We start from the raw sequence: 18,053 nt of genomic DNA, 5'->3' as shown, positions 1-18,053 counted from the left end.
CGGCCCCGGGCGGCGCCGTCAGCGGCCCGCGGTCAGCTCGCGGCAGGCGTCGACGTCGCGGCGCATCTGGGCCTTCAGGTCCTCGACCGTGTCGAAGCGCTCCTGGCCGCGGACGAAGGCGAGGAAGTCGACGGCCACGTGCAGCCCGTACAGGTCGAGGTCGTCGCGGTCGAGCGCGTACGCCTCCACCGTCCGCTCCGTGCCGTCGAACTGCGGGTTCGTGCCGACCGAGATCGCCGCGGGGAGCCGCTCGCCCGCGGCCTCCAGCCAGCCCGCGTACACCCCGTCGGCGGGGACCGCGGTGTGCGGCAGCGTCTCCAGATTGGCGGTCGGGAAGCCCAGCTCGCGGCCGCGCTGCGCGCCCCGTACGACGACGCCCTCGACGCGGTGCGGCCGGCCCAGCACCTCCGCCGCCTCGGTGACGTCGCCCTCGGCGATCAGCCGCCGGGCGAGCGTGGAGGAGAACGGCTCGCCGCCGCCCGCGGCGCCGCTGACCTGGAGGTCGACGACGTCCACCGTGTAGTCGTACGTCTCCCCGAGGGAGGCGAGGAACGTGACGTCGCCTGCGGCCTTGTGGCCGAAGCGGAAGTTCGGGCCCTCCACCACCGCGCGCGCGTGCAACTTGTCGACCAGCACCTTCACCACGAAGTCCGCGGGCGCCAGCTTCGAGAACTCCGCGGTGAACGGCAGGATCAGCAGCGCGTCCACGCCGAGGTCCGCCATCAGCTCCGCCCGCCGGTGGTGCGCGGCCAGCAGCGGGGGGTGGCTGCCGGGGCGGACGACCTCCGTGGGGTGCGGGTCGAAGGTCACCACGACGGACTGCACGCCCAGCTCCCGGGCCCGCTCCACCGTCCGGCCGATGATGAGCTGGTGGCCGCGGTGCACGCCGTCGAACGAGCCGATGGTGACGACGCTGCGCCCCCACCCCTCGGGGATGTCCTCCAAGCCACGCCAGCGCTGCACTCTGCCCGCTCCTCGGTCCGCCGTTGTCGTGCCTGCCCCGTACAGGATTGTGGAACACAAGACTGCCATGCCCGCGGCCCGGGGCAGGACCCGGGCGCCGGTCGGCCCGGCGGGACGGCCGGTTTCGTGCGGCGGTACGGGCGGTCCGTACCGACTCCGCCGTCTTCGGGCGCCCGCCCGGGGCTCAGGACGCGCGCCGCGGGTGCGCCGTGCCCACGGCGAGCTGCGCGCTCGGCCCCAGCAGCACGGCCCAGCCGTCCCGGTCCGCGGCCAGCCAGCCGCGCAGTTGCGCCGCGAACGGGGGCAGCTCGGCGGCGAGCGCCACCAGCCGCCGGTCGAAGACCGCCGCCCCCTCCGGGGTACGGGAGAGCAGCAGCCCGATGCGCCGGACGAGGTCCCGGGTGGCGCACTCCGCGCGCCGGCCGGTGGCGCGGCCGACGGCGGCGAGGAGGGCGTCGAGCACGGCGGGCTCGCGCTCGCGGTCCAGGAGCACGGCGAGCAGTTCGCGGCGCAGCGCGCCGGAGGCGCGGGTGCCCGGGTCCGCGACGACGGGCGCGAGCGCGCGGCGTACCACGGGCGAGTGCGCGGTCAGCAACTCGACGGCGAGCGGGAGGAGCACGGCGCGGTCGCCCTGCCCGTGCTCCAGCCGCCGGTCCACGAAGTCGGCGGCGGCCGCGGCGCCTTCGGGGTGGTGGTCGACGTACTCGCGGACGAGGTCCGCGGCGCCGCGCGCCAGCGCGGGGGCGGGGGCACGGAGGCGGGCGAGGGTGCGCAGCACGTCGGCGGCGCCGTCGCCGGGCCGGTGGAGGCGGTCCCGGAAGGCGTCGAGCACGGGCCCGGGGTGGGTGGCGAGGGCGGGGGCGAAGTCGGCGGGGCCGAGGCGCGGGTCGTCGGCGGCGAGGAGCGCGAGGGCGCGGTCGAGGTGCGCGGCGCGGCTCTCGGGGTCGCGGAGGAGCACGGCGAGAGCGGGGCCGTGGAGGGAGTCGTCGCCGGTGCGCGCGAGCAGGGCCCGCGCGGCGTAGCGCAGCAGCGCGCGGTCCGCGGCGCCGCGCGCGTGCCGGGCGGTCTTCTGCGCGTACGTCGCGGCGGCCGCCCGCCGCTCGGGACGGGGGTCGCGCGCCCAGCGGTCCACGGCGCGGCAGAGGGCGGACGGCTCGTCCTCGGCGAGCGCGGCGAGGAGTTCGCCGGCCCGCGGGTGGGCGGTGGCGACGAGGGCGTCGGCGAGGTCGTCCACCGCGCGGGCACGGTGGGTGTGAAGGAGTGCCTGGGCGGCGTCGGCGACGGTGGCACCGTCGGCGGGCAGAGGGCGCTCGTCGCCGAACCAGCCGGTGAGGAGCGGCTGCACGGTGGCCGGGTCGGCGTGCAGCAGCTCGCCCGCGGCGGTCAGGTACGCGGACGGGCGTCGGGTGTCGGCGGGCACGAGGCGGCGCAGCAGGTCGAGGCGGTCGGCGAGCGGGAGGGGCAGCCGGGTGAAGAACGACGGGCCGAAGGGGGCGAGCACGGCGGGGAGCCCGGCGGTGCCGCCGAAGCGGGCCGCGTGCCCGGCGAGGCAGGCTGCGAGGCGCCGGAGCAGTTGCAGGTACGGACGGGCGTCGGGCACCCGCAGCAGGGTCTCGCCGAGCAGATGGGCGGCCCACCAGCCGCCGTCGGCCTCTGGGGGCGTGCCGGGGCCGGGCTCGGGGAACGCCGTGCGGCGGCTGACCGCGGCGTCGGCGGCGGCCAGCAGGTCCGACAGCCGGCGGCCCAGCTCCGTACCTCCGTGCCGGCGCTCCAGCAGGAGCAGCGCCTCGACGCACGCCCCGATCCGGTGCGGCGGCACCGGCAGCGCGCGCCGCGCGGCGCCGCCGTCCGCGGAGGACGGCAGGTCGCCGGGGCGCCAGCGCTCGGAGGTGCGGTGGACGAGCACGGCGAGGGCGGCGTCGACGTCGAGGTGCGCGCCCTGCAGCCAGTCGGCGAACTCCTCGTGCGCGAACCGGTACCCGGCGCCCGCGGGCACCAGCAGCCCCTCGGCGAGCACCGCGGAGGCCCACCCGGTGAGCCCGGCGAGGTGGTCCGGCACCCGCCAGGGAAACAGCTCCTCGAACGCGGCCCGCTCCAACTCCCCCTGTCCGGGCCCCAGACACCGCCGCGCCGCCTCGTGCGCCTGCCCGGCCACGTACACGGCCAGCCTGCCGAGGGCGGCCCCCCGGGGCCCGGCGGGTCCGGCTTCCCGGGCGAGCCGCTCGGCGATGCGCAGACAGACCACCGCGAGATACGACTCGAACACCTCCCACCGCCGCGCCCCGGGTCCACCCGGCGACCCCGTCCCGGTGTCCCGCGGCAGCGCCGCGCGGACCTCCGCCAGCAGCCGTAGCGTCAGCGGGTGGCGGGCCTCCGCCCCGTGGAGTGCGGTGGGCGGGATGCCGTAGTGGGTGCGCGCCTGTGCCGCCTGTTCCGGGGTGAAGTCCTCCAGCGGGACGCACGGCGGCAGCGTGTCGGGACCCGACCGCCCGGCATGCGGCATCCCCGCGGGGAAGAGCGCACCCGCCCGCTCCCAGAACTCCGGCCGGCACGCCAGCACCAGCCGTACGCCGTGCTCGCCCAGCCACTCCGCCGTGTGCGCCGTCCACTCCCCCAGCGCCGCCGCCAGCACCGGCGGCATCTCCTCCGGGCCGTCGAGCAGGACCAGCAACGGCCGCCCCGCGACGTGCGCTTGCGCGGCGACCGCCTCCGGGGTGGCCGACGCCGGGTCGCCCGCGCAGCCGGCGGCACCCGCCGCCGCGGCCACCGCCCGCGCGGCGTCGCGCAGCGCCCGGGCCACGGCATCCCGTACCCCCGCGTCCGCGACTTTCAGATCCGCGCCGCGCAGGCGTACCGACGGCGCGCCCTCCGCGGCGCGGCGGGCCGCCAGCCCGGCGAGTTCGGTGGACCGCCCGGTGCCGGGCCCGCCGACGAGCGCGAGTACGTGCGCCCCACCGCCGAAGAACCGCCCGAACTCCGCCCCCACCTCGCGCCGCTCCACGGCCGGACCCCACACCGGCCCGGACCCGCCGCACCCCGCAGCCGCCGTGCCGGCACGTCCCCCGTCCCGCGCGACCTCCCCTCCGCCCGCCCCCGCCGCACGGCGGGCGAACGCGGCCGCACCACCGCCCGCCGCCCCCAGCTCCACCGCCCCGGCCAGGTTCAGGTCCCTGCCGTACGCGGGCACCTGTGCCCCGCCCCGGTCCAGCGCCGCGCCCAGCGTCCCCGCCGCGTCGTCCGCCGCCCCGCGCAGCGGCACCGCGTGGGCCACCCCGCCACGGTCCGCGTGCAGCGCGGTGCCGACCACCGCCACCACCGCCCCGCTCGCGGCGTCCACGACCGGCGCCCCGCTCGCCTCGCCGCCCGCGCGCAGCGACTCGTGCGGGGCCAGGGCGAGTTGCAGCACCCCGTCGACGAGGTGGTAGCGGTCGGTCGCGGTGTACGTGGCCGTGGCCGCGGCCACCACCCGCCCCGGCACCCGCGCCCGGGGCAGCGTGACGGCGACCTCCGTGCCGTCGTCGGGCACCGCCGCGGCGAGTGCGAAGGCCCGGGCGCCGGCCAGCCCCGGGGCCCGTACGACCGCCAGGTCCGCACCCGGCAGCGAGGCGACGTCCGCGGACTCGACCAGCCAGGTCTGCGCGTCGCCGGGCGCGTGCAGCACGAGCCGGGCGAGCCCGTCCACGGCCTCGTGACTCGTGAGCACCGTGCCCTCGGCGTCCACGAGGAATCCGGTGCCGCGCGGGCGGCCGGCCAGGTCGCGGATGCGTACGACGGTGCCGGGCGCGCGCGGCGGCGGCGATGAATACGGCAACGGCCAGCCTCCCCGGGTGAGCCCCAGGGCATGGCTTGCCACCGCCTGATCACGGGAAACGACGAATGGCGCGATGCGCCCCCCGGGGCACCCGTTCGGCGGAATCCACGCCACCGCGGCCGACCGGGGCACCGGTCACGTACCCCCGCGCGACCGCACCGCGGCCCGGCGGACCACGCGACCGGCACCGCGGACTACGCGAACACCGCCAGCGCCTTGGCCCGTCCCCCGGCCGGCTCCACCAGCGCCAGGAACCGCCCGTCCGGGCCGAACACCGCGTGCGGCTCCTCGGCCAGCCCCTCCGGGACCGCCACCCGCACCCCGTGCGACAGCAGCCGCGCCTGCTCGGCGTCGACGTCCCAGCGCGGGAAGGCCGCCGCCGCGGCGTCGCCGATCGGCAGCACGTCGAGCCGCTCCTCCAACTGCTCCAGCGTCCGCGCCCCGTCCAGCCCGTACGGGCCGACGCGGGTGCGGCGCAGCGCGGTGAGGTGGCCGCCGACGCCGAGTCCGGCGCCGAGGTCGCGGGCCAGGGCGCGGATGTACGTCCCGGAGGAGCACGCGACGGTGACGTCCAGGTCGGTCACCCGGGTGCCGTCCGCGGCCGTCGCCGCCCGCACGTCGTGCAGCACGAACGTGCTGACGGTCACCGGCCGGGCCGGCAGCTCGACGGCCTCGCCGTCGAGCACCCGCTTGTACGACCGCTTGCCGTCCACCTTGATCGCGCTGACGGCGGACGGCACCTGCATGATGTCGCCGGTCAGTCCGGCGATGCCGGCGTCGACCGCGCCGGGCGGCAGGTCACCGGCGTCGGCGGTGGCGGTGACGTCGCCCTCGGCGTCGTCGGTCACCGTCGTCTGACCGAGCCGGATCGTCGCCCGGTACTCCTTGTCGGTGAGCGCGAGGTGGCCCAGCAGCCGGGTCGCCTTCTCCACGCCGACGACGAGCACGCCCGTCGCCATCGGGTCCAGCGTCCCGGCGTGGCCCACGCGCCGGGTACGCGCCAGCCGGCGGAGCCGGCCGACGACGTCGTGCGAGGTCAGCCCGGCCGGCTTGTCGACGATGACAAGGCCGTCCGGGCCGGTCGGCTTCCCCTTCATGCCCCCGCCGGGCCCCCGTCCTTATCGCCGCGCGCCGCGCCCGGGTCCGTCTCGCCGTCGTCCTCGCCGTCCTCGTCGCGGTCCCGCTTGTACGGGTCCGCCCCCGCCGCGTACTCCGCGCCCGCGGCGGCGCTGCGCACCTGCTCGTCCTGGAGCCGGGCGCGCTCCAGGACGTCGTCGATGTTCTTGGCGTTCTCGGGCAGCGCGTCCGGCACGAACGCGAGCGTGGGCGTGAACTTCACCCCGGCGGCGGCGCCGACCGCCGAGCGCAGCACGCCCTTGGCGCTCTCCAGCCCCTTCGCGGCCTGCGCCCGCTCCTCGTCGTCGCCGTACACCGTGTAGAAGACGGTCGCCTCCCGGAGGTCCCCGGTGACGCGCGTGTCGGTGATGGTCACCCGGGAGCCGAGCCGCGGGTCCTTGATCCCCCGCTGCAGCTTCTCGGCCACGACCTCACGGATGAGGTCCGCCAAGCGCTTCGCCCGTGCGTTGTCGGCCACTGGTCCGTCTCCTTGCCCACTTGTCTACTCGTCGTCTTCGTGGTGGATCCGCCGCCGTACGGACAGCAGCTCCACCTCCGGCCGGGCGGCGAGCATCCGCTCGCACCGGTCCAGGATGTCGGTGAGGTGCCCGGCGTCCCCGGAGATGGTCGCCAGCCCGATCACGGTCCGGCGGTGCAGATCCTGGTGCCCGACCTCCGCGGCGGTCACCGCGTACTTGCGGATCAGCTCCGCGACGATCGGGCGGACGACGGAGCGCTTCTCCTTCAGCGACCGTACGTCGCCGAGGAGGAAGTCGCAGGACAGCGTCCCTACGTACACGTGTGTCCGGATCACCCGCCGGTACGGGATATATGGAAGGGAAGGCGGCGCGGGGGCGGCCCTTCGCGAAAGGGCCGCCCCCGGCCGGCGGTGCTGCTGATCAGGCGCGCGGCTTCTCGCGCATCTCGTACGTCGCGATGACGTCGTCCACCTTGATGTCGTTGTAGTTTCCGAGGTTGATACCACCCTCGAAGCCTTCGCGGATCTCGGTGACGTCGTCCTTGAAGCGGCGCAGCCCCTCGATGTTGAGGTTCTCCGCGACCACCTTGCCGTCGCGGATGACCCGGGCCTTGGTGTTGCGCCTCACCTCGCCGGAGCGGATGAGCACACCGGCGATGTTGCCCAGCTTGGAGGAGCGGAAGACCTCGCGGATCTCGGCGGTGCCGAGCTCCACCTCCTCGTACTCCGGCTTGAGCATGCCCTTCAGCGCGGCCTCGATCTCCTCGATGACCTGGTAAATCACCGAGTAGTACCGGACGTCGACGCCCTCGCGCTCGGCCATCTGCGTCGCCCGGCCCTCGGCGCGGACGTTGAAGCCGATCACGATCGCGTCCGAGCCCGTGGCCAGGTCGATGTCGGTCTCGGTGACCGCACCGACGCCGCGGTGCAGCACGCGCAGGTCGACCTCTTCACCGACGTCCAGCTGCATGAGCGAGGACTCCAGCGCCTCGACGGAACCCGCCGCGTCGCCCTTGATGATGAGGTTGAGCTGCTGCACCTCGCCGGCCTTGAGCACCTTGTCCAGGTCCTCCAGCGACACCCTGCGGGTGCGCTTGGCGAAGGCGGCGTTGCGCTCGCGCGCGGCGCGCTTCTCGGCGATCTGGCGGGCCGTACGGTCCTCCTCGACCACCAGGAAGTTGTCCCCGGCACCGGGCACGCTGGTGAGACCGAGCACCTGGGCGGGGGTCGAGGGACCGACCTCGTCCAGGGGGTTGCCCAGGTCGTCGAGCATGGCGCGCACGCGGCCGTAGGCGTCGCCGACGACCATCGTGTCGCCGATCCGCAGCGTGCCGCGCTGGACCAGCACGGTCGCCAGGGCGCCGCGGCCGCGGTCGAGGTGGGCCTCGATCGCGATGCCCTCGGCGTCCTGCTTCGGGTTCGCGCGCAGGTCCAGGCTGGCGTCCGCGGTGAGGACGACGGCCTCCAGCAGGTCCTCGATGTGCAGGCCCTGCTTGGCGGAGATGTCGACGAACATCGTCTCGCCGCCGTACTCCTCGGCCACCAGCCCGTACTCGGTGAGCTGGCCGCGCACCTTGGACGGGTCCGCGCCCTCGACGTCGATCTTGTTCACCGCGACGACGATCGGCACGTCGGCCGCCTTGGCGTGGTTCAGCGCCTCGACCGTCTGCGGCATCACGCCGTCGTTGGCCGCGACCACCAGGATCGCGATGTCGGTCGCCTTCGCACCGCGGGCACGCATGGCGGTGAACGCCTCGTGACCCGGGGTGTCGATGAAGGTGATCCGGCGCTCCTCGCCGTTGACGTCCGTCGCCACCTGGTACGCGCCGATGTGCTGGGTGATGCCGCCGGCCTCGCCCTCCAGGACGTTGGTCTTGCGGATCGCGTCCAGCAGGCGCGTCTTGCCGTGGTCGACGTGACCCATGACGGTGACCACCGGGGGCCGCGCCACGAGCGCTTCCTCGCCGCCCTCGTTCTCGCCGAACTCGATGTCGAACGAGTCGAGCAGCTCGCGGTCCTCCTCCTCGGGGCTGACGACCTGGACGGTGTAGTTCATCTCCTCGCCCAGGAGGTGCAGCGTCTCGTCGGAGACGGACTGCGTCGCGGTGACCATCTCGCCCAGGTTGAACATCACCTGGACCAGGGACGCCGGGTTGGCGTTGATCTTCTCCGCGAAGTCGGTGAGCGACGCGCCGCGGGAGAGACGGACCGTCTCGCCCTTGCCGCGCGGAAGCATCACGCCGCCGATGGACGGCGCCTGCATCTGCTCGTACTCCTGGCGGCGCTGCCGCTTCGACTTGCGACCGCGGCGCGCGGGACCGCCCGGACGCCCGAAGGCGCCCTGCGTGCCACCGCGGCCACCGGGACCGCCGGGACGGCCGCCGAAGCCGGGACGGCCACCGCCGCCACCGCCGCCGGGACGGCCGCCGAAGCCGCCGCCACCGCCGCCACCGCCGCCGGGACGACCGCCGAAGCCGCCGCCACCGCCGGGACGACCGCCGCCACCGCCGCCGCCACCGGGACGACCGCCGGGACCGCCGCCGCCCGGACGGCCACCGCCGCCGGGACGACCGCCGGCCGGGGCGCCGGGGCGCCCGCTGGGCGCGGGACGCTGCGGCATCATGCCGGGGTTCGGGCGCGGGCCGCCGGGACGCGCGCCGCCGCCCTGGCCGCCCTGCGGCCGGGGCATACCGCCCGGGGTGGGCCGGGAGCCGCCCGGCGCCTGCGGGCGCGGACCGCCGCCCTGCGCACCGCCCTGACCGCCGCCGGGGCGGGGGGCCTGCGGGCGGGGGGCCTGCGGGCGGGCCATGCCGGTGGAGCCGCTGGACGTGAACGGGTTGTTACCCGGGCGCGGGCCCGCGGGCCTGCCGCCGGGACGCGGACCGGGCGCACCGGAGCGCCCGCCGCCGGGACGGCCGCCGCTGTCGGGCCGGCCGCCGCCCTGACCGCCGCCGCGCGCGGGGGCGGGCGGGCGCGGGCCCGGCTTCACGCCGGGCTTGGGGGCGCCGCCGCGGTCCGCGGCGGGCGGTGCGGTGAACTCCGGCGCCTCGGGCGCCGGGGCCTTCTGCGCCGGGGGGTCGGGCCCGGAGCCGGGCGGGGGCCCGGACCGGGTGCGGGCCTGCCGGCGTCGGCGCCGGGGCGCGGCGCGGGCTTGCGCTCCGCGGCCTGCTCGGGCTTGACGGGGGCGGGCTTCGCCGCGGGTGCGCCGGGGACGCCGGGCTTGGCGGCGGCCTTCTTCGGCGCTGCGGGCTTGCCGGCGGGCTTGGCCGCAGCCGAGCCGTTGCCGGACTGGAATGCGTCAGTCAGTTTGCGTACGACCGGCGCCTCGATGGTCGAGGACGCCGAGCGGACGAATTCGCCAAGTTCTTGGAGCTTGGCCATGACGACCTTGCTCTCGACTCCGAACTCCTTGGCGAGTTCGTATACCCGGACCTTAGCCACTTCGCTCCTTCTGGTCCGGGGGTGTCCGCCGGACCGTCGCTACTTCTGCATGGGCGTACTCATCGCGTACTCATCGAGTGCTCATCGCAATCTCGACCCACTTCCGACTCGCGAGGTACCTGGCCGCGCGGGGTTCCGCGCGGCGCTCGTGTTCTCCGTGCTCATGTCTGCCTCCACGGCCTGCTGCTCCACGAAACGGTCCACGTCCGCGGTGCCGAGCGGGCCGCGGGCCCGCAGGGCCCGGACGAACGCCCGGCGGCGGACCGCCAGGTCGAGGCATGCCTTGACGGGGTGCAGATAAGCGCCCCGGCCGGGCAGCGTACCGCGGGGATCAGGGACGCACGCGCCCCCGGCCTCCACCACACGCAGCAGATCGCCTTTGGCCGCACGCTCCCGGCACCCCACGCAGGTGCGCTCGGGGCAGGCCCGGGCGCGCGTCCGGCCAGACACGCTCAAGTCTACCTCCACGGCCGACAGGCACCGCCTCGGGGTACCGATCGAACGGCTGTTTTCGCTCACGGCAGGGCACAGCCCACGGCGGGGCCGACGATACGTGATCTATGCCCGGCGGTGCGACCCGGTTTTCGCGGGCCGGCCGCCGGGCCCGGGAGCCGGGCGCGGGCGGCGCCGGGGCCGCGTACCGGGCCCCGGCGTCAGTCCGCCGGCTGCTCGGTGTCGGGGCGGATGTCGATGCGCCAGCCCGTCAGCCTGGCTGCCAGGCGGGCGTTCTGGCCCTCCTTGCCGATCGCCAGCGAGAGCTGGTAGTCCGGCACCGTCACCCGCGCCGAGCGGGCCGCCAGGTCCACGATGTCGACCTTGGTCACCCGCGCCGGCGAGAGCGCGTTGGCGACCAGGTCGGCCGGCTCGTCGGACCAGTCGACGATGTCGATCTTCTCGCCGCCCAGCTCCGCCATCACGTTGCGCACCCGGCCGCCCATCGGCCCGATGCAGGCGCCCTTCGCGTTCAGCCCGGAGCGCGTCGACCGCACCGCGATCTTCGTGCGGTGCCCGGCCTCGCGGGCGATGGCCGCGATCTCCACCGAGCCGTCGGCGATCTCCGGCACCTCCAGCGCGAAGAGCTTCTTCACCAGGTTCGGATGGGTGCGCGACAGGGTCACGGACGGGCCGCGTACGCCCTTGGTCACCCGCACCACGTACGTGCGCAGCCGGGTGCCGTGCTTGTACTCCTCGCCCGGCACCTGCTCCTGCACCGGCAGGATGGCCTCCAGCCGGCCGATGTCGACCAGCACGTTGTTCGGGTCCTTGCCCTGCTGCACGACGCCCGTGACGATGTCGCCCTCGCGGCCCGCGTACTCACCGAAGGTGACCTCCTCCTCGGCGTCCCGCAGCCGCTGGAGGATGACCTGCTTCGCGGTGGTGGCGGCGATCCGGCCGAAACCCGACGGGGTGTCGTCGAACTCGCGCGCCTCCCCGCCCTCCGGCACGTCGTCCGGGTCCTCCTTGGCCCAGACCGTGACGTGCCCGGTCTCCCGGTTCAGCTCCACGCGGGCCTGCTGGCGGCTGCCCTCGGTGCGGTGGTACGCGATGAGGAGGGCCGACTCGATGGCCTCGACCAGCAGGTCGAAGGAGATCTCCTTCTCCCGCACCAAGCCGCGCAGCGCGCTCATGTCGATGTCCACGGCTACGAACCCTCCTCGTCCTTCGTCACCTTGCGGTTGAACTCGATCTCGACCCGGGCCGTGGCGATCTCGCCGAACTCCAGCCGCCGGGCGGTGGGCTTACGACCCTTCACCCCCGGCACCTCCAGGTCCAGTCCCGCGTCGTCCACCGCGGTGATGCGTCCCACGACCTCGCCGCCCTCCCTCAGCTGCACCTTGACCAACCGGTCCGCCGCACGACGGTAGTGGCGCGGCAGGGTCAGCGGGCGGTCCGTACCCGGAGAGGTGACTTCCAGGACGTACGGGCGGTCGCCCATGGCGTCGGCGGCGTCCAGCTCCTCTGCGATGCGCCTGCTCAGGTCGGCGCAGGTGTCGAGACCCACGCCGCCGTCCGCGTCGACCACGACCCGCAGGACACGCCGCCTGCCCGCCGGGGTGAGCACGATCTCCTCGAGATCGAGGTCGCGCTCCTTGACGAGCGGCTCCAGCAGATCCCGCAGCCTCTCGTTCTGGGTGGTGCTCATCCGGGTGACTCCTCGGCCGCGTGTGCTGTTGTGTGACGTCACGTGTCCGGTCAAAGCGTATCCGCTCCACGACCTGTGCGTTGCCCACCGGTACGCTCGGCTCGTGCGGATCAAGGGACTCCCGGCGAGAAGGACCGTGCTGGCCGGTGCCGCCCTGCTGGCGGCGACAGGCACCACCGCGGGCTGTTCCGGAGACGGCGGCGGCGACGGGGATCCCGACCCCGCGCGCACCGAACGGCTCCGGCGCCGCGCCGCGGACGAGTCGCGCTTACTGCTGCGGCGCTACGACGCGACCACGGCGGCCCACCCCGGCGTGGCCGACGCGCTCGCTCCGCTGCGCGCGGAGGTGGCGCAGCACGTGGCCGCCCTGGCCCGGGGCCTGCCCGCGGACACCCGCGCCGCCTCCCCGGAACGGGGGGCGGAAGGACCCGGCGACCGCGCGGACGCCGCTCCCCCGCCGCCCGGGAAGAAGCGCGGCGGCGAGCCGGTGGCCGCGGAACCGGCGCGGGCGGTCGCCGAGTTGGCCGCCCTCGAGAAACGCACCGCCGACGCCCACACCGCCGCCCTGGCCACGGCCCCGGGGGAGCTGGCGGGCCTGCTGGCCTCGGTCGCCGCGGCGGGCGCGGCCCACGTCTACCTCCTCGGGGCGATGGCGTGAGCGCTACGGGACCCGCCCCCCGGCGCCGCGGCGGGCGCCGTACCCAGCGCGGCGGCCGGGCGGGCCGCCCCCGGTCCGTACCCCAGGAGGCACCGTGAGCGAACCGTCCGACGAGGCCCGCGCCGCGGCGCAGCGCGCGCTGGCCGCCGAGCACGCCGCCGTCTACGGCTACGGCGTCGTCGGCGCCCGCGCCGGCGGCCTGGCCGACCAGGCGCGCGCCGGCTACGACGCCCACCGCGCCCGCCGCGACGCCCTCAGCCGCGTCGTCAGCGACCTCGGCGACCGGCCGCAGCCCGCGGCCGCCGCGTACGCGCTGCCGTTCGCGGTGCCGGACGAGGCCGCCGCCGTACGGCTGGCGACCGAGCTGGAGGACCGGATCGCGGGCAGCTACGCCGACCTCGTCCGCGCCGCGGAGGGCGAGCTGCGCCGCGACGCGGCGGCCGCGCTGCGCGAGGCGGCGGTCCGGGCGGCACGCTGGCGCGGCGGGAGCGTAGCCTTCCCTGGGCTGGCCGAACGCACGCCCGACACCGCACCCGCGGGCCGGCAGGAGGGCGCCGGCCGCCAGGACTGACCCCGCCGCCAGGCCCGACCCAGCAAGAGGACACCGCCCGTATGGCATCTGCACCGCAGTACAGGGCCGAGCCGCCGGAGCGCCTGGTGCGCCACGTCTCCGCCCACGGCGACCCGGGCCACGCCTGGCTCGCGGGGCTGTCCGGGCTGGTGGAGGGGTTGCTGCGGCGCTGGGAGCTGACTCCGGAGCGGGTGCACGCGCCGGGCGGCAGGACCAGCGTCCTCGTCCTCGTACGGCAGGAGGACGGCACTCCGGCGGCGCTCAAGGTCGCGTACGAGCCGGAGCGCATCGCGGCCGAGCAGCGCGCGCTGGAGCACTGGAACGGCGTCGGCGCCGTGCGGCTGCTGCGCGCCGAGGCCGCGTCGGGGGCGCTGCTGCTGGAACGGCTCCAGGCGGACGTCAGCCTCCGCTCGCTGGCGGAGGCGAAGGCGCAGTTGGAGGCGGCGGCGACGCTGCAGCGGCTGTGGACCGCGCCGCCCGCGGGCCACCCGCTGCCGACCGTGGCCGAGCACACCGGGCGGCTCGCGGAGCGGCTGCGCGCGCTGCGCGCCGAGCCGTACGCGGAGCTGGTCGACGCGGCGCTCGACCGGCGCGAGGCGCTGCTCGGCGACCGGGCGGCGGCGGGGCCCGACGTGCTGCTGCACGGCGACTACCACCAGGGGCACGTGCTGGCCGGCGAGCGGATGCCGTGGCTCGCGGTGGGGCCGCGGCCGCTGGTGGGCGAGCGGGCGTACGACCTGGCCTGGCCGGCGCGGGACCGCGTCGACACCCTGGTGGCCGCGCCGGGCGCGGCGGCGGCGACGAGGCGGCGGCTGACGAAGCTGGCGGACGCGCTGGATGTCGACCGGGACCGGCTGCGGGACTGGACGCTCTTCCGCTGCGTCGCGACGGGCGTGACGGCCCTGGCCCGCGGCGACCGCAACGGCGGCGAACTCCACTTGGAGTACGCGGGCTGGCTCTGACCGCTCCCGGGCCGCCGGCGGCGGCCGACGGCCGTCCGCGGACGGCCTGTTGGCGCCCCCTGGGCGGCGGGGGCGACGCCCTAGGATGCCCGCATGGATCCGGCCCCGCCCTCGCGCACACGGTCCCAGTGGGCCCTGGTCGCCGGGGCCGTACTGGTCGCGGCCGGGGTGCTGGCCGCGACCTTCGCGTACGTGCGGGGCGGGGACGACGCCGCGGCCGACGCGCAGGAGGGGGTGCGGGCGTACGTGGCCGCCTGGGCGCGCGGCGCGAACGAGGAGGCCGCGCGCCACACCGACCGGCCCCGGGCCGCCGCCGACCTGCTGGACTCCGTCCACCGCGGGCTGGACCCGAAGGACGTGTTCGTCTCCCTCGACGACGCCGAGAAGGGCGACGACGGCACGTACACCGTGCCGTTCTCCGTCCGGCTGCGGCTGCCCGCCTTCGGCACCTGGGAGTACGAGACCCGCGCGGTGGCCCTGCCCCCGTCCCACGGCGATGACGGCGGATCCGGCGGCGACGGGCCGGGCGGTGACGGGAGGGGCAGTGGCTGGCAGGTGCGCTGGGAGCCCCGGCTGGTGCACCCCGCGCTCCGCCGCCACCAGACCCTCGTGACCACCACCCGGCGCGCCGAGCGCGCCCCGATACTCGCCGCCGACGGGTCGGAGCTGGCCGGCGACGCCACGGTGTGGGCCGTCTCCATCTGGCCCGCGAAGCTGTCGGACCCCGGCCGCGCGTACGCCGCCCTGGCCGACCCCGCGCTCGGCGCGGACCTCGACGTGCCGCGGCTGAAGAAGCGCGTGGCCGCCGCGGACCCGGACGAGTCGGTACCGGTGGTGACGCTGCGGGACGAGGTCTACCGGCAGCACCGCGACCGGCTGCTGGCCGTCCCCGGGCTGCAGTTCGCCGACTCCCGCCAGCCCGTCGCGCACCTGGCCCGCTCCCTGGTCGGCGCCGTCGCGCCGGACTCCGGCAGGGGCACCTCGGCGCTGCAGGCGCGCTACGACGAGCGGCTGTACGCGGCGCCCGGCGCCGAGGTCGTGATCGCCGACCGGGCGACGGGCGCCCCGGTGCGCACCCTGGCCCGCAAGCGGCCGGGCGCGGGCAAGCCGGTGCGCACGACGATCGACCCGGGTGTGCAGCGGGCCGCGGAGGAGTCCGTCGGCGGGCTCGGCAAGAGCGCCTCGATCGTCGCGATCGACCCCGGTACGGGCCGGGTGCTGGCCGTCGCCGACAGCCCGGACACCGGCGAGAGCCACGCGCTGACCGGCCGCTTCCCGCCCGGCTCCACCTTCAAGACGGTCACCGCCGCCGCGCTCCTGGACGGCGGTCTCGCCGCCGGGGACCGGGTGCCCTGCCCGGCGGCGGCGCACGTGGCGGGGCAACGCTTCGAGAACCAGGGCGAGTTCGATCTCCCGCCCGGCGCGACCTTCGCGGAGGCGTTCGCGCAGTCCTGCAACACGGCCTTCGTGGGCCTGCGCGACGACCTGGACGAGCGGACCCTGACGCGCACCGCCCGCGCCTTCGGCATCGGCGGCACCTGGCAGGTCGGCGCGGCCACCTTCGACGGCAGCGTGCCGGCGGCCGAGGGCGAGAACGACAAGGCGGCGGCGATGATCGGGCAGGGCCGGGTGGAGGCGAGCCCGCTGGTGATGGCGTCGGTGGCGGCGACGGTGAAGGACGGCCGGTTCCGGCAGCCGGTGCTGGTGCCGGACGCGGTGGACGAGCCGTACCGGGCGCCGGAGACGCTCGACGCGCGCACCTACGGCCAGTTGCGCTCGCTCATGCGCGACGTCGTCACCGAGGGCTCGGGCTCCGCGCTCGCGGGGCTCCCGGGCCGGCCGCACGCCAAGACGGGCACCGCCGAATTCGGCACCCGGAACACTCCCCCACAGCGCGCCGGGCGCGCGCGGGAGGTGCCCCCACGCACCCACGCCTGGATGATCGGCTATCTGGAGGGCGCCGACCTCGCGTTCAGCGTGCTCATCGAGGACGGGGGCTCCGGCGGCAAGGACGCGGGCCCCGTCGCCGCCGACTTCCTCCGCGCGGCCGCGCCCGCACAGGGCGGCTCCGGCCGCTGACGCCGCCACCCGGCCGCGCGCCGCCCCCACGGCGGCGGCCCGCCGCCGGTCAGCTCCGCCGGTTCTCCGCGGCCGGTGCCGCGGCTCTCACCCCGCCGCCGTCAGCCGCGCCAGCGCCTCGTCCACCGGCAGTTCCTCGCGCTCGCCGGTGCGGCGGTCCTTCAGCTCCACCACGCCCTCACCCGCGCGCCGCCCGGCGACCAGGATCTGCGGCACCCCGATCAGCTCGGCGTCGGTGAACTTCACGCCGGGCGACACCGACGCCCGGTCGTCCACCAGTACCCGCACGCCCGCGGCGCCCAGCTTCTCCGCAAGCTCCAGCGCCAGCTCCGTCTGCTTGGCCTTGCCCGCCGCGACGATGTGCACGTCCGCCGGGGCCACCTCGCGCGGCCAGCAGAGCCCCAGCTCGTCGTGCGTCTGCTCGGCGAGCGCGGCGACGGCCCGGGAGACCCCGATCCCGTACGAACCCATGGTCACCCGCACCGGCTTGCCGTTCTGGCCGAGGACGTCCAGCTCGAAGGCGTCGGCGTACTTGCGGCCGAGCTGGAAGATGTGGCCGATCTCGATGGCCCGGTCCAGCTCGATGCCCGCGCCGCAGCGCGGGCAGGGGTCGCCGGGCTCGACGACGACCACGTCGAGGTACTGGTCGACCTCGAAGTCGCGGCCGCACACCACGTTGCGCGCGTGCGAGTCGGGCTTGTTGGCGCCGGTCACCCACGAGGTGCCCGGGGCGACCCGGGGGTCGGCGAGGTAGCGGAACGCCTTGCCGGCCATGCCCTGCGGGCCGACGTACCCCCGGACCAGGTCGGGGCGGCCGGCGAAGTCCTCGGCGGTGACGACCTCGACCTGGGCCGGGGCCAGGTGCTCGGCGAGCTTGCCCAGGTCCACCTCGCGGTCGCCCGGCACGCCGACCGCGGTGATCTCGCCGTCGACCTTCACCAGCAGGTTCTTCAGCGTCGCGGACGCGGGGATGTCCAGGTGCGCGGCGAGGGTCTCGATCGTCGGGGTGTCGGGGGTGTCCAGCTCCTCGACCGGCGGGTGGCCGTCGGCCGGGGAGGGCGCCACCGTCGTCGTCAGCGCCTCGGTGTTCGCGGCGAAGCCGCAGGAGGGGCACTGCACATAGGTGTCCTCGCCGGCGGCGGCGGGGGCCAGGAACTCCTCGCTGGCCGAGCCGCCCATGGCGCCGGAGACGGCGGAGACGATCCGGTAGTCGAAGCCGAGCCGCTCGAAGATCCGCTGGTACGCCTCGCGGTGCAGCCCGTAGGCGGCGGCCAGGCCCTCGTCCGAGGTGTCGAAGGAGTACGAGTCCTTCATGTGGAACTCGCGGCCGCGCAGCACGCCGGAGCGGGGCCGCGCCTCGTCCCGGTACTTGATCTGGATCTGGTAGAGGATCACGGGCAGGTCCTTGTAGGACGAGCACTGATCCTTGACGACCTGGGCGAAGAGCTCCTCGTGCGTGGGACCCAGCACATAGTCCACGCCCTTGCGGTCCTTGAGGGAGAAGAGCAGGTCGCCGTACTCCTCGGCGCGGCCCGTCGTCTCGTACAGCTCGCGGGGCAGCAGGGCGGGCAGCAGCACCTCCTGGCCGCCGATCGCGTCCATCTCCTCGCGGACGACCCGCGCCACGTTCTCCAGGACCCGCTTGCCGAGCGGCAGCCACGTCCACACCCCGGCGGACGAGCGGCGGACATAGCCCGCGCGGACGAGCAGCTTGTGGCTCGCGGTCTCGGCGTCGGCGGGGTCGTCGCGCAGCGTCTTGAGCATCATCCGGGACATGCGCTGAACGTGGCTGTGCTGGCTCATGCCCCGGACTCTAGCGCCGGACGCGGGC

Annotated in this window: 12 protein-coding genes and 2 pseudogenes; 4 read left to right on the top strand and 10 right to left on the bottom strand. The window is 76.2% G+C overall.

Annotated features, from left to right (window positions below):
• Nucleotides 1-18: 18 nt before the first annotated feature.
• From DMB38_RS27795 to rimP, 9 genes and pseudogenes are all read right to left on the bottom strand, one after another.
• Complete coding sequence (locus tag DMB38_RS27795) at nt 19-963, bottom strand: bifunctional riboflavin kinase/FAD synthetase (protein ID WP_125937442.1); 945 nt, start codon at nt 961-963, stop codon at nt 19-21.
• A 184-nt stretch (nt 964-1,147) separates the two neighbouring features.
• Nucleotides 1,148-4,774 (bottom strand): trypsin-like peptidase domain-containing protein, encoded by a 3,627-nt coding sequence (locus DMB38_RS37220; RefSeq protein WP_125937441.1) that lies wholly within the window; start codon nt 4,772-4,774, stop codon nt 1,148-1,150.
• Between the two features lie 194 nt (nt 4,775-4,968).
• On the bottom strand, nt 4,969-5,871 hold the full coding sequence (gene truB / locus DMB38_RS27785) for a tRNA pseudouridine(55) synthase TruB (protein ID WP_125937440.1): 903 nt from the start codon (nt 5,869-5,871) through the stop codon (nt 4,969-4,971).
• Nucleotides 5,868-6,368 carry a 30S ribosome-binding factor RbfA gene (gene rbfA, locus DMB38_RS27780; protein WP_125937439.1) on the bottom strand — a complete coding sequence of 167 codons (501 nt, stop codon included), beginning with the start codon at nt 6,366-6,368 and terminating at the stop codon, nt 5,868-5,870. The genes truB and rbfA overlap by 4 nt, the downstream gene beginning before the upstream one ends.
• A gap of 24 nt (nt 6,369-6,392) precedes the next feature.
• Entirely contained in the window at nt 6,393-6,689 is a 297-nt protein-coding gene (locus DMB38_RS27775; protein ID WP_125939320.1) for a DUF503 domain-containing protein, read from the bottom strand.
• Between the two features lie 100 nt (nt 6,690-6,789).
• Nucleotides 6,790-9,809 (bottom strand): annotated as a pseudogene (gene infB / locus DMB38_RS27770) (translation initiation factor IF-2).
• Nucleotides 9,810-9,992: 183 nt separating this feature from the next.
• Nucleotides 9,993-10,259 (bottom strand): annotated as a pseudogene (locus tag DMB38_RS27765) (YlxR family protein); the annotation flags it as partial.
• A 203-nt stretch (nt 10,260-10,462) separates the two neighbouring features.
• The gene (nusA, locus tag DMB38_RS27760; RefSeq protein ID WP_125937438.1) at nt 10,463-11,449 is read right to left on the bottom strand and encodes a transcription termination factor NusA; all 987 of its coding nucleotides are present in this window, start codon (nt 11,447-11,449) and stop codon (nt 10,463-10,465) included.
• A gap of 2 nt (nt 11,450-11,451) precedes the next feature.
• Complete coding sequence (gene rimP / locus DMB38_RS27755) at nt 11,452-11,952, bottom strand: ribosome maturation factor RimP (protein WP_125937437.1); 501 nt, start codon at nt 11,950-11,952, stop codon at nt 11,452-11,454.
• A 103-nt stretch (nt 11,953-12,055) separates the two neighbouring features.
• Here rimP and DMB38_RS27750 point away from each other — a divergent pair, with 103 nt between their 5' ends.
• From DMB38_RS27750 to DMB38_RS27735, 4 genes are all read left to right on the top strand, one after another.
• Entirely contained in the window at nt 12,056-12,610 is a 555-nt protein-coding gene (locus tag DMB38_RS27750) for a hypothetical protein (protein ID WP_240662504.1), read from the top strand.
• Nucleotides 12,611-12,704: 94 nt separating this feature from the next.
• On the top strand, nt 12,705-13,181 hold the full coding sequence (locus tag DMB38_RS27745) for a DUF4439 domain-containing protein (protein WP_125937436.1): 477 nt from the start codon (nt 12,705-12,707) through the stop codon (nt 13,179-13,181).
• A gap of 41 nt (nt 13,182-13,222) precedes the next feature.
• Nucleotides 13,223-14,143, top strand: coding sequence for an aminoglycoside phosphotransferase family protein (locus DMB38_RS27740; RefSeq protein ID WP_240662503.1), 921 nt, complete (start codon nt 13,223-13,225; stop codon nt 14,141-14,143).
• 93 nt (nt 14,144-14,236) lie between these two features.
• Entirely contained in the window at nt 14,237-16,222 is a 1,986-nt protein-coding gene (locus DMB38_RS27735; RefSeq protein WP_125937435.1) for a penicillin-binding transpeptidase domain-containing protein, read from the top strand.
• An 87-nt stretch (nt 16,223-16,309) separates the two neighbouring features.
• Here the strand turns inward: DMB38_RS27735 and DMB38_RS27730 are convergent, their stop codons facing one another.
• A complete protein-coding gene (locus tag DMB38_RS27730; protein WP_125937434.1) occupies nt 16,310-18,025 on the bottom strand; it encodes a proline--tRNA ligase in 1,716 nt (571 codons plus the stop codon).
• Between the last annotated feature and the right edge of the window lie 28 nt (nt 18,026-18,053).

The organism is Streptomyces sp. WAC 06738 (genome assembly GCF_003945505.1).
In the GTDB taxonomy this organism is placed as follows: domain Bacteria; phylum Actinomycetota; class Actinomycetes; order Streptomycetales; family Streptomycetaceae; genus Streptomyces.
This window is presented reverse-complemented; position numbering and strand designations above follow the sequence as displayed.

What these genes read in the sequence shown, in the direction of transcription:
- truB (WP_125937440.1), bottom strand. Translation starts at nt 5,871, where the DNA reads ATGAAGGGGAAGCCGACCGGCCCGGACGGCCTTGTCATCGTCGACAAG.
- rimP (WP_125937437.1), bottom strand. Translation starts at nt 11,952, where the DNA reads ATGAGCACCACCCAGAACGAGAGGCTGCGGGATCTGCTGGAGCCGCTC.
- DMB38_RS27740 (WP_240662503.1), top strand. Translation starts at nt 13,223, where the DNA reads ATGGCATCTGCACCGCAGTACAGGGCCGAGCCGCCGGAGCGCCTGGTG.
- DMB38_RS27735 (WP_125937435.1), top strand. Translation starts at nt 14,237, where the DNA reads ATGGATCCGGCCCCGCCCTCGCGCACACGGTCCCAGTGGGCCCTGGTC.
- DMB38_RS27730 (WP_125937434.1), bottom strand. Translation starts at nt 18,025, where the DNA reads ATGAGCCAGCACAGCCACGTTCAGCGCATGTCCCGGATGATGCTCAAG.